We start from the raw sequence: 15,366 nt of genomic DNA, 5'->3' as shown, positions 1-15,366 counted from the left end.
CCTTCGACGGAGGAGGTTCCGGTTGTGACCCTTGTGGTGGATTTTGATAATACGATTACCTGGAACGGGCAGCCGGTCAGCAGCGAGGACGACCTACAGGCGCATCTGCGCGAGATTGCCTCCGCCCAGCCCAAGCCGGAATTCCACATCCAGCCCAACCGGCTGGCGGATTACAAGACTGTCGTCCATGTCATGGCCGACGCCCAGAGGCTCGGGGTCACCCAGATGGGTATCGTCGGGCAGGAACAGTTCGTCGATCAGTAAGGGAGTGAAGAAGATCATGACCATGCGTTTTGTGCGGAGCCTGTTGTGTTCCGCGACTGTTTTCTCTCTTGCCATTCCGGCCGTACAGGCGGCGGATACACTGAGCCAGCCTGTTGGCGTGGCATTGCAGCAGGCCCAGAGTGCTCTTGCTGCGCATAATTACGCCAAGGCCATGGATGCTGTGAACGAGGCCGATGCGGTCGCGGGTAAAAGCGCATATGAGGATTACACTATTGCGCAGATGCGGGCGGCTGTGGCCTCGCAGGCAGGCAATGTGGCTCAGGCAACCGCCGCGTATGAAAAACTGATCGCCTCCCCCCGCACACCACGGAACCTGAAAAACCAGATGCTGATGTCTGAAGGGAGTATGGCGTATAACGCCAAGGACTATCCCCGGGCCGCTGCGGCTATCCAGCGTTACCTCAAGGAAGCTGGCCCGAACCCGGCAATGGAAACATTGCTGGCACAGTCTTACTATCTGCAAAAAGACTATGCCCATACACTCAGCGTTCTAACGCCAATTGTGTCCAGAACGGTCAAGGCCGGGCAGAAGCCCGTGGAATCGCAGTTGCAGATGCTGGCGGCAAGTGCCACGGCTCTTAAGGATTCCACCACGGCAACACATGCCTATGTTCTGCTGGCAACCTATTACCCCAAAAAGGAATACTGGGCACTGCTGCTGCACGAACTGGTCGTGAATACAAAAATTCCTGCGGCCTTGCAGCTTGATGTGTACCGTATTCGTCTGGCGGCGGGGGATATTTCCACCGCGCGCGATTTTATGGAAATGACCGAAATTGCCATGCAGGGCCATATGCCCCAGCTTGCGCTGGACCTGATGAATCAGGGATACCAGCAGGGTATTCTGGGGCAGGGGGCAGAAGCGCCCAGACAGGCACGCCTGAAGGCAATGGTGGAAAAAACCGTTGCTGCCAGAAAGGAATCCATCGAAGCGGATGAAAAGGCGGCCCTTGCCCAGACATCAGGCAATGAACTGCTGAACGTGGGGTATAATTACGTCACGTTCGGGCAGGCTTCCAAGGGGCTGGCGCTGATGCAGCAGGCCATAACCAAAGGGGTAACAGACCCCGATATTGCCCGCTTGCACCTTGGTCTGGCCCAGATGCAGGCAGGCCAAAAGGCAGAGGCCATACAGACCTTCAAGAGCGTTGCCGGGGATAACGGAGCTTATGATATTGCCCAGCTCTGGGTGCTCAGGCTGGGACAGTCGGCTGCCACGCATTAAACGTATGAAAAGAGAGAGTTCGTAAAAAAGGCCGCTCTAGAGCGGCCTTTTTTATTGGTCAGGTCTGGCTTACCCGGCTTTGGGAGAGCCAGACTGTGGAGCCATCTGCTGTTCTGCGTGGGAATGGGGGGAGGTTTCCTGCCAGCCGCCGCCCATCGCGCGGTAAATGGTGACAAGGTTCTGGTATTTTGCAACCGCAACCGTAATCTGGGACTGCTGGGCCTGTAGATAGTAGCGCTGTGAATCCAGTGTGGTCAGGTAGGAATCTGTTCCGGTTTCATAACGCAGTTTGGCCAGACGGTAGGCATCGCCCGAAGCGAAGACCAGATTATCCATCTGCTTTTTTTCGTCCAGATAGGCTTTGCGGGCGGCAAGAGCATCGGCCACTTCACGGAAGGCGCTTTGCACCGTTTTTTCGTAAGCGGCAATTTTGCCATTACGGGTTGCCTTGGCTACCTTGAGGTTGCCGCTGTTCATCCCCCAGGTCCAAAGCGGGATCTGAAGATTGGGGTTCAGGCCCCATGTGGTGGCCGCCGCCGTAAACATCTTGTGGAACTGCAGGCTGGAAACGCCATCCGTAGCCGTGAGCGTCAGACGGGGGAAGAACGCGGCGCGGGCCGCCCCAATACTGGCCTGAGATGCCAGAAGGTCATGTTCTGCCGCGACAATATCGGGTCTGCGGGTCAGCAGGTCCGATGGCAGGCCAGCGGGCAGGTCGGCCAGAATGGACTGCTTGCCCAAAGGCAGGGGGGCAGGCAGGTTTTGTGGAATGGGTGCGCCAATCAGCAGGGTTATCAGGTTTTCATCCTGCTCCACCTTGCGGCGGGCATCGGTCAGCAGGGTAGCACTTTGCTGCACCTGTGTTTCCAACTGCCGTACGGTCAGCAGGTTTTCTTCGCCGTGGGTGTATTTGTCCTGTGTCAGCCTCAGGCTGTTCTGCTGGCTGGCCAGCGTGCTTGCCGCCAGTGCCTGCGTGTCCCGGTCGCCCAGCCATGTAATATAGGCCATGGCCACCTGCGAGACGATGCTGATGACCATGCCACGCATGTTTTCCTGCTGGGACAGGGCACGTTCGGCGGCTTCCTTGGTCAGGGAGCGGATACGCCCGAACAGGTCAATCTCGTAGGAGGAAAAACCAATCCCGCCCGAATAGTAGCGGAACGGGTTGCGAGCCATGCCGCCGCCGGTTTTATCGGTATCCAGTCCAGGTGCAAAGCTAAGCCCTGCCGCATCGGATGGTGCCTGATACATTGGCCCACCCGTGGCAGCAATGGTGGGGAACAGGCCCGCATGCTGTACGTCATACTCGCCCTGTGCCGTGGCGATATTGGCGGCAGACGTGCGCAGGTCCCGGTTTTCGCGCAGGGCAATGGTGATCAGGGCCTGTAGGCGCGGGTCTATGAAGAACTCGCGCCAGCCAATATCGGCGGCCACTTCTGGCAGCAGCCTGTCCCCGGTTTTGGCATAATCAGGCCATGTTGTGGCCAGCGGAGGTGTGGGGCGCGTGTATTTGGGGATCATGGTACACGCGGAAAGTGCCTGTGTTGTTGCAACAGCCATAACAACAGCACGGAGCCGCAGGGAGCGACGGAAAAAGGACTGAGGCACCATATCTTATTCGTTCCCTGTTGCGGTCTGGGCGGGGGTGGTGGCCAGTTTGCGTTCGCTGATGCGTTTGACCTTAAACACACGCAACACCAGAACAAAAAAGACCGGCACAAAGTAAACGGCCAGAAGGGTCGCCGTGGCCATGCCCCCCACCACTGCGGTACCAATGGCCTCGCGGGATGCGGACCCAGCCCCGGCAGCAAGGGCGAGCGGGAACACACCCACAACAAAGGCGATTGAGGTCATGAGAATGGGGCGTAAGCGTTCGCGCGATGCGGTAATCACCGCGTCTTCCAGAGATTCCCCACGTTCAAAGGCTGCTTTGGCAAACTCCACAATAAGAATGGCGTTTTTAACAGCCAGACCAACGGTGGTCAGCAGCCCGACCTGAAAATACACGTCGTTGTTCATGTCCCGCCACAAGGTGGCGGCAATGGAGCCCAGAATACCCAGAGGAATAACCAGCATAACTGCAAACGGAATGGCCCAGCTTTCGTAAAGTGCGGCAAGGCACAACAGAATAACCAGACTGGCGAGCGCATAGAGTGGTCCGGTGGAGGAGCCGGAGGAAATTTCCTCAAACGAGAGGCCGGTCCATTCGTAGCCTATGCCTTCTGGCAGTTTTTTCAGAATATCCCTGATGGCGGCAAGGGAATCACCCGAACTGTAACCGGGTGCGGGCTGGCCCAGAATTTCAAAGGCGTTAAAACCGTTGTAATCCTCAACCTTTTGCGGGCCCGTCAGCCAATAGCCGTGAATAAAGGCATCCAGCGGGGCCAGCGTGTTGGTGTTGGTGCGGATGTACCATTTGTTCAGGTCCTGCGGCAGCATGCGTGAATCCAGGTCGCCTTGAATATAAACCTGTTTTACGCGGTCATCGCGGGTGAACTGGTTCACGTAGATCGACCCCAGCGCGCCTTCGATTGTTGTGTTGATGTCATCAATCGTAATGCCCAGCGCATTGGCTTTTTCGCGGTCAATATCCAGATGATACTGCGATGCGTCTTCCATACCGTTGGGGCGCACGGCAAGCAGGCGGTGGTCCTTGCTGGCAAGGCCGAGCACCATGTTACGCGCAGCCAGCAGCTTTTGGTGGCCAAGGTGCCCGCGGTCTTCCAGTTCAAGGTCAAACCCTGTGGCGTTACCCAGTTCGAGCACGGCAGGCGGGTTGATGGCAAAGATCTGGGCGCGTGGGTCAAACCAGTAATGCATCATGATCCGCCGTGCGATGGCGGAGGATGTCTGGCTTGCAAGGGGGCGGTTTTTCCAGTCCGTCAGGCGGATAAAGAATGCGCCCGAGTTCTGGCCCTGCCCGGCAAAGTTAAACCCGCTGATGGCATAAACGGATTCCACAAGCCCGCTCTCGGACTTCAGGATATAATCCGTAATTTCACGGTTGAGCTGCGTGGTCTGCTCCATGGGCGTATTGGGGGGCAGTGTCACCTGCCCGAAAATAAGCCCCTGATCCTCGTCCGGCAAAAAGCCGCTGGGCAGGCGGGTAAACAGATAGCCCGCCAGCGCGCTGATCAGCAGGAAACAGGTAATGGACAGGGCCGTGGAGGAAATAAGCCTGCGCACGCCCCTGAGGTAACCATTGGTCAGGCGCTCAAAGTTACGGTTGAACCAGCCAGCGGGGCCAGTTGTTTTAACATGCGTGCCGGGTTTGAGCATGGTGGCGCACAAAGCGGGCGTAAGCACCATGGCCACCAGCACCGACAACCACATGGCGGAGACAATGGTAATGGAGAACTGCCGGTAAATAACCCCGACCGAACCGGAAAAAGCTGCCATGGGCAAAAACACGGCGGTCAGCACCAGCACAATGCCGATCAGCGCGCCTGAAATTTCATCCATGGAAACGCGGGCCGCTTCGATGGGAGAGAGTTTTTTCTCCGACATCACGCGTTCCACGTTTTCCACCACCACAATGGCGTCATCCACCAGCAGGCCCACGGCCAGCACCATGGCCAGCATGGTGAGCGTGTTGATGGAAAAACCAAAGATGTTGAGCAGGCCAAAAGTGCCCAGCAGCACAACCGGCACGGCAATGGTGGGGATAAGCGTTGCGCGGAAGTTCTGCAAAAACACCAGCATGACCAGGAAGACCAGTCCGATGGCTTCAAGCAGGGTGATAATCACTTCCTCGATGGAGAGGGTGATGAAGGGTTCCGTATCCAGCGGGTAAACGGTTTTCAGGCCCGGCGGGAAGAACTTTTCCAGATCATCAATTTTGGCGCGGACTGCCGCTTCGGTCGAAATCTGGTTGGCGCCGGGGGCGAGCTTGAGCGCCATGCCCGATGCCGGGTGATTGTTGTAGTAAGAGGAGGTGTTGTAGGTCTGCGGTCCCAGTTCCACCCGCGCCACATCCTTGATGCGGACCTGCGAGCCGTCGGGCTGGACCCGGAGCAGGATTTTCTCAAACTCGCCAGCCGATGTCAGGCGGGTCGGGCCAATGATCGTGGCATCCAGACGGATGTCCTTGCGGGCAGGCAGGCCGCCGAGTTCACCCGATGAAACCTGAATGTTCTGGGTCTGGATAGCGGTTTCAACATCCCGCACGGTCAGGCCGTAGTTGAACAGCTTGTTGGGGTCCAGCCAGATGCGCATGGCATATTCGGACCCGAAGAGTGTGTGGTCACCCACGCCGGTGACGCGGCTGAGCGGGTCAGAAATGTTGGAGGCCACATAATCGGCAATGTCCGAGCCGGTCATGGAATTGTTGGTGGAAATAAAGGCCAGCACCAGCATGAAGTTCTTGACGGCCTTGGTAATGCTCAGCCCCTGTGCGGTCACTTCCTGTGGCAGTTTGGGCTGGGCAAGCTGGAGCTTGTTCTGCACCTGCACCTGAGCAATGTCGGGGTTTGTGCCCTGCTCAAAGGTCAGGTCAATTTCCATCTGTCCCGAAGCGTAGGACTGGGCAGAGATGTATTCCAGATGATCCAGCCCGAACATCTGCTGGAGTATGGGGCGCACGACCGTATCGTTCACCGTATCGGCGGAGGCGCCGGGGTAGGTGACGGTAATGGCGATCTGGGGTGGGGCGATGCTGGGATACTGCGCAATAGGTAGCCGCAGGATGGACAGGCCGCCAAACAGCATGATGATCAGGCTGATCACCCACGCAAAAATGGGCCGGTTGATAAAGAACCGCGAAAGCGACATGGATTTACTGCCCTTTTTGTGCAGGCTGTGCCGCAGCACCGGGTGCGGTGTCGGTCTTGGGTTTGCTGTCCAGCACCGAGACCTTTGCTCCGGGGGTTATTTTCTGCGTGCCGCTGACCACCACGCGCTCACCGGCCTTGAGCCCGTCTGTCACCAGCCAGTTGGTGTCTATGGCCATGCCGATCTTGATCTGGCGCAGGGCCACGGTGCTGTCGGGCTGCACAATCCATACCTGCGGATCGCCGTGGGTGTTGCGGCTGACGGCCTCCTGAGGGACGAGCAGGGCGTTGGGGTCAATCCCCTCGTCAAGCTGGGCGTGGACATACATGCCCGGCAGCAGCAGCTTTTGCGGGTTGGGCATGATCGCACGCACGATAACGGTGGAGGTTGTTGTATCCACGTTCACTTCGGCCAGCGCCATGTGGCCCTTGAATTCGTAAGGTGAGCCGTCTTCCAGCGTCAGAACCACGGGGACCTCGCCATTGGCCTGACGTTTGATGCGGCCTTCCGCCAGTTCACGCTTGAGGCGCAAAAGGGTAATGGCGGGCAGGTTGACGTCTACATAAATGGGGTCCAGCCGGGTGATGATGGCCGTGTTGGAGGTCTGCTCGGCGGTAACAAGCGCGCCCACCGTAATCAGTGTGCGGCCGATACGTCCGGAGATCGGGGCATACATCTTGGTGTAACCAAGGTTGACCTGAGCACTTTCCACCTGTCCCTGAGCGCTCTGTATCTGCCCCTGCGCCTGCTTTTCCGCGGCTACGGCGTCATCATAATCCTGCTGGCTCACGGCGTGCTCACGCACCAGCTTCTTGTAGCGGCGGACCTTCGCCTTTGCTGTGGCATCAAGCGCCATGGCCTGGGCCAGTTGCCCACGGGCGGTATCGTACACGGCTTTATAGCGGGCAGGGTCAATCTGGTAGAGCTGCTGGCCAGCCACCACATCCGAGCCTTCAACAAACAGGCGTTTGAGAACAACCCCCGTGACCTGTGGGCGGACCTGAGCAATTTCAAACGCATCCGTGCGGCCGGGCAGGCTTGTATGCACACTTACGGGTTGGGGTTGCATGGTGACAATGCCCACAGCCTGCGGGGGCGTCCGCGGTGCGCTTTGCTGGCGTTTGCAGCCTTCCAGCGCAAGCAGGGCAACCGTGCAAAGCAGGACCGGACGAAGAGAAAAAGTGTGTGTTGTCACTTTGATGTGGCCCTGTGTGTTGAAAGGTTTTCCGCACATTTCAGGCGTGGTCAGGCAGTGCAGGGGCTGGAAAATAGGCCATTTCCTGCCCTGATGAGAGCTTGAGCCGCAGGCCGCTTTGTGGAGAAAACAGAGTGGACAAATGAAGGTGAGGAAACAGTACTAAGTGTTACCTTTAACGTGCAAGCTAAAAGTGCAACCCTACCGAGTCAAGAGCAGATCAAACCAGAAACACAAGCTTCATCGCGGGTGTCAGGCCATGCGACTGTTGCTTTCGTCCAGCCGTGTGTCTCTATGGACCCATGTTGAGAGGAGAAGGCCAAACCCCAGCATGACATTCAGCATGGCCGATCCTCCGTAGGAGACCAGTGGCAGGGGTACCCCCCCGACCGGAATCGCTCCCATGACCATGGAGAGGTTGACCAGACAGTAAAAGAAAAAGTTCATGCTGATGCCAAGAGCAATCAACCGGCCAAAACGGTTGCGGCAACGTATGGCCATGATCATGCCGCCCATAATCAGCAGCACCAGCAGGGCAATCACGGCAGAAGCACCGATAAAGCCCCATTCTTCTGCAATCATGGTGAAAATGAAGTCTGTCTGCTTTTCGGGCAGAAAGTTCAGTTGCCCCTGCGAGCCATGCAGGTAGCCCTGCCCCCACATGCCGCCAGACCCAAGGGCAATCTTGGACTGGATAATGTTGTAGCCTGCTCCAAGTGGGTCGTTTTCGGGGTGGAGGAAGGTGGTAATGCGCGCCTTCTGGTAGTCATGCAGGTGCCCGTAGGCAAATTGCACAAGGGAGGGCAATGGCAGAATAAGCAGAATAATCTGCCAGAGTCGCATGCCCGCCGTAAAAAACAGGGACGCGCCAATACCCCCGATAATGACCGCCGTGCCCAGATTGGGCTCCTTGAGCACCAGTCCGACAGGCACCAGCACCATAAAAGCGGGGGGAATAAGCCAGAGCGGGTTGCCCATGCGGGCATAATCCATGCGTGAAAACCATGTGGCCAGCACGGTGACAAGGGCGATCTTGGCAAATTCGGAAGGCTGTACCTGAAGCCCCCCGATCATGAGCCAGCGCTCGGCCCCTTTGCCAACGTGACCCATGTGCAGGACCGCAACCAGCAGTACGAGCGAAAGCGCATACATCCCCCATGATGCCCGCATGAGCAGGTGGGGGGGCAGCATGGCAATGGTGACCATCAGCACAAGGCCAACGGCAAAACGCGCGGCCTGCGGGGCTGCAAACGGGTAAGGCACACCGCCTGCGGCGGAATAGAGGGTGACGTAGCCAACACCGGCCAGCGCGCAGATCAGCAGCACATAAAGCCAGCTTATCCGCCACAGCTTGGCCATCAGGCGGAAGCTGGGCTCGGCCCGTAACAGGCGTTTGTGAAAACGGATGGGGTTATTCAAAGCTGTCATCCACAGCGGCCACGCTTTCAGGCGGGGGTGTGGTGTGGTTGGAAGGGTCGCGCAGGAGCGTGTCGCGCATGATGTTGCGTGCCAGTGGTGCGGCGGCGTCTGCCCCTGCGTTGCCGTGCTCGATCACGACCGATACGGCGTAGCGGGGCGCATCATACGGGGCAAAGCAGATGAACAGCGCGTGGGGCCGGTATTCCCACGGCAGGTTGGCGGAGTTGAAGTGCCCGCTCTCACGCAATGCGCGGGAGACGTGGCGCACCTGAGCCGAACCCGTTTTACCCGCCATGGTCATGCCCGGCAGGTCAAGCTGCGCCTTGGGGGCCGTGCCGTGGGGTTCGTTCACCACGGCAAACATGCCTGCCCGCAGGGCTTCCAGATATTTTTCGGGCATGTCCAGACTGGGCCAGTGCTCGGGGCTGGCCATCGGGCTGATCTCGCCATTAATGGCGCGCATAAGATGGGGCTGCACGGCCCGGCCGGTGGCCATCCGGGCGGTGTAGGTGGCCAGTTGCAGGGGGGTAACCTGAATGAACCCCTGCCCGATGCCGCTGACAATGGTATCCCCCCCGTTCCAGTGGTGGTGGTGGGCCTGCCGCCATGCGGGGGTGGGGATGAGGCCCGTGCGGGTATGGGGGAGTTCAATATCCAGCGGTACGCCAAGGCCCATGCGGTGTGCGGTTTCGGCAATACGGTCCATGCCGATCCGGCGGGCAATTTCGTAAAAATAAACGTCGCAGGAGTATTTGAGCGCCAGATGCAGGTCAACAGACCCATGCCCCCAGCGTGACCAGCAGTGGAAGCGCGTGCCCCCCACATCCAGATGACCGGGACAGAAAACCCGGTCAGTGGGGGAGATCAGCCCCGACTCCAGTGCGGCCATGGCCACGGCGGGTTTGAAGGTGGAGCCGGGCGGGTAAACGCCTGCCACAGCCTTGTTAATAAGTGGGGTGTGCTGGTTGTTGGTCCATTCAATCCATTGTGCGTGGCTGACGCCGCTATCAAACAGGGATGGATCGAACGAGGGCGTGCTGACCATGGCCAGCACCTCGCCATTATGGCAGTCCAGCACCACGGCGGAGGCGGTCTGGTCCCCTATGTGGTTGAGCACCCTTTGTTGCAGCCCGCGGTCTATGGTCAGGGAGATTTCTTCCCCCGGCACACCTTCCTCGCGGTTCAGCTCGGAAATCACGCGGCCAACGGCGTTGACCTCCATTTCCACCGAACCTGCGGTGCCACGCAGTTTCTCGTCCTGATTCTGTTCTATGCCCGCGCGGCCAACCCGCATGCCCGGTAGGGCCAGCAGGGTGGAATGCGCTACGTCGCTCTCGTTAGGGGGGGCAACATAGCCGATAATATGGGCCAGCAGTTCCCCTTCGGGGTACACGCGGCGTGTGCCCACATCAATCAGCACACCGGGCAGAGAAGGCGCGTTGAGTTCGATTCGCGCCATTTCATCCCAGGAGAGGAAGTCCCGCAGCATCACGGGTACAAACCGACGCTGGTGGCGCATCTCGCGCGCAATGCGGTTGCGGTCACGTTCATCAAGCGGGATCAGGGTGGAAAAGCGCTCTATGGTGCCGGTCACATCGGTTGTTTCCTCCGGCATCAGGAGTGCGCGCCAGTTTTCCTTGTTGTTGGCAAGGGCAATGCCGTAACGGTCCACAATGCGGCCACGCGGCGGGGCAAGCAGGCGCTTGCTTATGCGGTTGTTGGCCGCCATGCGGGCATAGTGGTCACCATCATTGATCTGGATATGGTACAGGCGGCGCGCCAGTTCGCCCATGGCCCCGGCCTGTACCGCCATGCACAGCAGGGCGCGGCGGGTAAAGACACCGCGCGCCGGGTCCTTCTGATCCCGGATCGGCATCAAGCGGCGGTTATCGCGTTTACGCCGCTTTAGCCACATGGGAGCGCCTCCCATGCGGTCATGGCGCGTCCTTCTCGTCCAGAATGTGCAGGAACCACGAGAAAGTGGCGGAAAGCAACGGATAGACCCCTATGCAGAGCAAGGCTTCAAAAAAGGCGGGTGCGGGATCAAGCAGATGGAGCCGGAACAGGCAGGCCAGCGCCCACTGCAATGCCGCTGCAGCCGCTCCTACCAGTCCAAACAGGCACCACACCACTAAAAAATTCATCCGCATGAGACCAAAACGGGCATAACTGCCAATGCCATGCACCAGTAAGAGAATAAAGGCGCTCACCCCCAGCGGTGTAAACCCCACAAGGTCCATAAAAAGTCCAAGCAGGAACACGGCCAGTGAGGGCATGCCGGAGGGCCGCCACACGGACCAGAAAAAAATCGTGTTGATAACAATGGCCGGGAGCAACTCCGCCGCTCCGGGAACGGTCAGAGGGCCCGAGAAAAAAATAATGACCAGCGCCGTAAAAACGGACGGCAGAAGATGCCGTGCCGTGCGGTCGAGTCGCTGGCGGGATGTGAGCTGGGTTCCGGTATCATGTTCCCAGCGGGGCTGGTGGGGGTCAGACATGCCGTTATCCCTCCTGCCCCGGACCAAGCAGGGTTTTAAACGGCAGCGTCAGGGCGCGGTGCGGGCGGGTCAGGGGCACATGGCCGGGAGCTTCTGGTGGTTCTATTTCGGATTGCCCAAAGTCAAACACGCGCAGCATGGTCAGCCTGTCCAGCCGGGCAAAAGGCTGCACCACGGGCTGGCCGGGGTGCAGGTAATGTACGCTGCCAATGGGAATACCGGAGGGAAAAGCCCCAGCCTGATCGGAGGTCACAACCCGCTCACCCTCTATGGGGCGGGTATCCTGCGAATAATAGAGTAGGCGGGGCAGGGGGGAGTTGTCCCCCACCATAATGGCCGCGGCATGGCTGGATTCCAGCTCCACCGGCAGGCGGCTGGCAATGTCGGTAATCAGCAGGATGCGCGCGGCATGTGCGCCAACTTCCGTAACCCGTCCGGCCAGCCCGCTGGAGGCCAGTGCTATGTTGCCAGCCTGCACACCGCTGGTTGTCCCGGCCACCAGCAGTACGGCGCGGGCGTAAATCCCCCCGCTATCGGCCACCACACGGCCTGTTACAAATGCGGGTGTGGGTTCGGGCACCCAGTGCAGTTCGGTTTTGAGGGCGTCATTTTCCCGTGCGAGGGAGACCGCCACATCGTACCATCGTCGCAGATTGGCGTTTTCAGCGATCAGACGGTGGTTTTCCTCCGCCAGATTACGGGCTTCCTGTATCCCGTGCACAAAGCGCTGGCTGTCGGTCTGCGTGCGTGAAAGCAGGCCCCACAGGGGGGCAAGCACGTCAGCCACGCGCATGCGTGCCCTGTCTGCCAAAGGGCGGTCAGCCTGCCCGGCAATAATGATCCCGACAGACATGAGCAGCAGAACTGGCAGAACCAGTTTGCTCAATGCCTGTCTTACCTGAATGGAAACCGGGACCATGGAAAACCGGATGCCCTTACTATCTGACGGCATGAAGAACCAGATTCAGCCACGTACCGCAAAGTGGCCGGGGTGGCTGAACCGGGGCGTTAGTACATGGTGGTCAGCACATTGCGCAGACGCTTCATTTCTTCCAGCGCGCGGCCCGTACCCAGCGCCACGCAGGAAAGGGCGTCTTCCGCCACGGTGACCGGCAGCCCGGTTGCCAGACGCAGCACATCGGCCATGCGGTACAGCAACGCGCCGCCACCGGTCAGAACAATGCCCTTGTCTACAATATCTGCCGCCAGTTCGGGCGGGGTGTTTTCCAGCGCGGTCTTGACCGCATCCACAATCTGGCTGATCGGCTCCATCAGGCTTTCGGCAATCTGGGCCTGAGAGACCTGAACCTCGCGCGGGACGCCGTTGATCAGGTCCCGGCCCTTTACGTCCAGCCAGGGACCGCTGTCCTCCGGGTCATCGGGGGGGAGGGCCGCGCCAAGGTTGATTTTAATCCGCTCTGCCGAGCTTTCACCGATCAGCAGGTTATAGGCCCGGCGGATGTAGGAGATAATGGCTTCGTCCATTTTATCCCCGCCAACGCGCACCGAGCGGGCATAGACGATGCCGCCAAGGGATATGACGGCCACTTCCGTGGTGCCGCCGCCAATATCCACAATCATGCTGCCGGAAGGTTCGGTCACGGGCAGGCCCGCACCAATGGCGGCGGCCATGGGTTCCTCAATCAGGAAGACCCGGCGCGCACCGGCGCTTTCCGCACTTTCCTGAATGGCGCGGCGCTCAACAGCCGTGGAGCCGGAGGGCACGCACACAATAATCTGTGGGCTGGCGAAGGCCCGGCGGTTATGTACCTTGCGAATGAAATGTTTGATCATTTCTTCCGCAACGTCAAAGTCGGCAATCACCCCGTCGCGCATGGGACGGATGGCGGCAATGTTGCCCGGCGTGCGCCCGACCATCTGCTTGGCTTCTTCCCCCACAGCCAGAAGCTGCTTTTTGCCGCGTATGTCTGCGATCGCCACGACCGAGGGTTCGTTCAGTACAATGCCACGCCCTTTGACATACACAAGGGTATTGGCAGTACCGAGATCAATGGCCATGTCCGCAGACATAAGACCGAGCAGACGAGAAAACATCCAGGACTCCTGGTTGAGGCGGCACTACGCGACTGTGCGGAAGGGGCTGGCAAACAAAAGGGACCCCAACGGTCGCTTTGGTCAATATATCTGCACGGATTAACGGGGCATAGCGAGGCAGACAAGCCCTCAGTTCATAAACTGCCGTATAATTTTCTTATGCGGCGGGGTATCTGCCTCGTTATCCGGGGGGCGCAGGCCCCCAATGCAAGCCTGTTCAGGCGGTCAGGGCCTCGGGCGCGGTGCGCGCACGTTTGACCAGCAGCTTGTTCAGGGCATGCACATAGGCGCGCACGGCGGACACAACGGTATCCGCATCCGCGCCCTGACCATCAACCAGTTTACCGTCTTCTTCCAGCCGGACCGTGGTGCGGGCCTGTGCATCCGTGCCTTCCGTTACCGCGCCAACGCTGAACAGCGCCAGACGGGCTTCGTGCGGGAAGGCCAGACGCAGCGCGTTAAAGGCGGCGTCCACCGGCCCATTGCCGCTGGCATTGGTCTGCACGTCCTTGCCATCGACCTGAATGGTCAGGTCCGCTTCGGAAGGTTTGCCCGAGGTGGATGTCAGGCTCAGGGCTGCAAAGCGGATATGGTCGTGGTCACGGGCTTCATCATCAACCAGTGCGACAATGTCATCGTCGTAAACGACCTTTTTGCGGTCAGCCAGATCCTTGAAGCGGGAGAACGCTTCGTTCAGGCGGGTGTCGTCCATGTCCGCATAGCCCAGTGCTCTGAGCTTGTCGCGGAAGGCGGCCCGGCCCGAATGCTTGCCCATAACCAGCGAAGACCGGCTCCAGCCCACGCTTTCGGGGGTCATGATTTCATAGGTCGCGGCGTTTTTCAGCACCCCGTCCTGATGAATGCCGCTTTCATGCGCAAAGGCGTTGCGGCCCACAATGGCCTTGTTGGGCTGCACGTCAAAGCTGGTAATGGTGGCCAGCATGCGGGAGACCTTGAGCAGGTCGGTGGTCTGGATACTGGTGGTGTAGGGGTACTGGTCATGGCGTGTGCGCAGCGCCATCACAATTTCTTCCAGTGCGGCGTTCCCCGCGCGTTCCCCAATGCCGTTAATGGTGCATTCCACCTGCCGTGCGCCACCGCGCAGGGAGGCCAGCGTATTGGCAACGCCCAAGCCCAGGTCGTTATGGTTATGGGCGGAAAAAATGACCTGATCCGCACCCGGCACACGTTCGCGCAGCATGGAAAAGATTTTTTCCATGTCTTCGGGGGTCGCGTATCCGACCGTATCGGGCACGTTGATGGTGGTGGCCCCGGCCTTGATCGCGGCTTCCACACAGCGGCACAGAAAATCAGGGTCGGTGCGGGAGCCATCCTCGGCGGACCATTCCACGTCATCTGTCAGATTACGTGCGGCGGTGTTGCCGGTGGTAATCAGGTCCAGAACGGTTTCCGGCTCCATGCGCAGCTTGTACTTCATGTGCAGCGGGGAGGTGGAAATGAAGTTGTGGATACGCTTGCGCTCTGCTGGTGCCAGTGCCTCGCCTGCGGCGGCAATATCCTTTGCTCCGCCACTGCGGGCCAGAGCGCAGATAACGGCGCCCTTGGTGTGGCGGGCAATTTCGTTCACGGATTCAAAGTCACCCTTGGAGGCAACGGGAAAACCCGCCTCGATCACATCCACGCCCAATGTTGCCAGAGCTTCGGCCATGCGCAGCTTTTCGGCCAGGTTCATGGAAAAACCGGGGGACTGTTCGCCGTCACGTAAGGTGGTGTCAAAAATAATGACACGCTCAGCCGTCATGCGGCCAAAGGATGGGTGATTGAAGCTGGACTGATCAGCAGACATGAAAAATGTTCCTGAATTGACTTTGGTCTGGCGCTGCCAAAGGCTTGTCACGCCTTATGTTTGCCTGTGCGGTACACAGGCGCTCTCACTTGCAAAATCCCCTGGGCGCGGC

General features: G+C 59.2%; 11 protein-coding genes. 2 read left to right on the top strand and 9 right to left on the bottom strand.

Translation table 11 applies throughout. The features are described from left to right. Positions 1-264: ExbD/TolR family protein (locus HNR55_RS06825; RefSeq protein WP_184382610.1), on the top strand; the 264-nt coding region annotated here is incomplete at its 5' end. A gap of 16 nt (positions 265-280) precedes the next feature. Continuing rightward, positions 281-1,510, top strand: a complete 1,230-nt coding sequence (locus HNR55_RS06820) for a tetratricopeptide repeat protein (protein ID WP_166113857.1) — start codon at positions 281-283, stop codon at positions 1,508-1,510. Between the two features lie 69 nt (positions 1,511-1,579). On the opposite strand, the gene HNR55_RS06815 is transcribed toward HNR55_RS06820, so the two are convergent. From HNR55_RS06815 to HNR55_RS06775, 9 genes are all read right to left on the bottom strand, one after another. Next, positions 1,580-3,070, bottom strand: coding sequence for an efflux transporter outer membrane subunit (locus HNR55_RS06815; RefSeq protein WP_242005518.1), 1,491 nt, complete (start codon positions 3,068-3,070; stop codon positions 1,580-1,582). 54 nt (positions 3,071-3,124) lie between these two features. Continuing rightward, positions 3,125-6,280, bottom strand: coding sequence for an efflux RND transporter permease subunit (locus HNR55_RS06810; protein ID WP_166113863.1), 3,156 nt, complete (start codon positions 6,278-6,280; stop codon positions 3,125-3,127). 4 nt (positions 6,281-6,284) lie between these two features. Next, entirely contained in the window at positions 6,285-7,481 is a 1,197-nt protein-coding gene (locus HNR55_RS06805; RefSeq protein WP_373318120.1) for an efflux RND transporter periplasmic adaptor subunit, read from the bottom strand. Between the two features lie 246 nt (positions 7,482-7,727). Next, the gene (gene rodA / locus HNR55_RS06800; protein ID WP_166114266.1) at positions 7,728-8,882 is read right to left on the bottom strand and encodes a rod shape-determining protein RodA; all 1,155 of its coding nucleotides are present in this window, start codon (positions 8,880-8,882) and stop codon (positions 7,728-7,730) included. Positions 8,883-8,886: 4 nt separating this feature from the next. Further along, a complete protein-coding gene (gene mrdA / locus HNR55_RS06795) occupies positions 8,887-10,809 on the bottom strand; it encodes a penicillin-binding protein 2 (protein WP_166114269.1) in 1,923 nt (640 codons plus the stop codon). A 19-nt stretch (positions 10,810-10,828) separates the two neighbouring features. Beyond that, positions 10,829-11,392: a rod shape-determining protein MreD gene (locus tag HNR55_RS06790; RefSeq protein ID WP_166113869.1), complete on the bottom strand. Its 564-nt coding sequence runs from the start codon at positions 11,390-11,392 to the stop codon at positions 10,829-10,831. Positions 11,393-11,396: 4 nt separating this feature from the next. Beyond that, positions 11,397-12,311 (bottom strand): rod shape-determining protein MreC, encoded by a 915-nt coding sequence (gene mreC, locus HNR55_RS06785; protein WP_166113872.1) that lies wholly within the window; start codon positions 12,309-12,311, stop codon positions 11,397-11,399. Positions 12,312-12,400: 89 nt separating this feature from the next. Further along, on the bottom strand, positions 12,401-13,447 hold the full coding sequence (locus tag HNR55_RS06780) for a rod shape-determining protein (RefSeq protein WP_095350065.1): 1,047 nt from the start codon (positions 13,445-13,447) through the stop codon (positions 12,401-12,403). Between the two features lie 217 nt (positions 13,448-13,664). Next, positions 13,665-15,254: a 2-isopropylmalate synthase gene (locus HNR55_RS06775; protein WP_166113874.1), complete on the bottom strand. Its 1,590-nt coding sequence runs from the start codon at positions 15,252-15,254 to the stop codon at positions 13,665-13,667. Positions 15,255-15,366 lie beyond the last annotated feature (112 nt).

Origin of the sequence: Acetobacter lovaniensis, from assembly GCF_014207635.1 — a bacterium.
Lineage (GTDB): Bacteria > Pseudomonadota > Alphaproteobacteria > Acetobacterales > Acetobacteraceae > Acetobacter > Acetobacter lovaniensis.
This window is presented reverse-complemented; position numbering and strand designations above follow the sequence as displayed.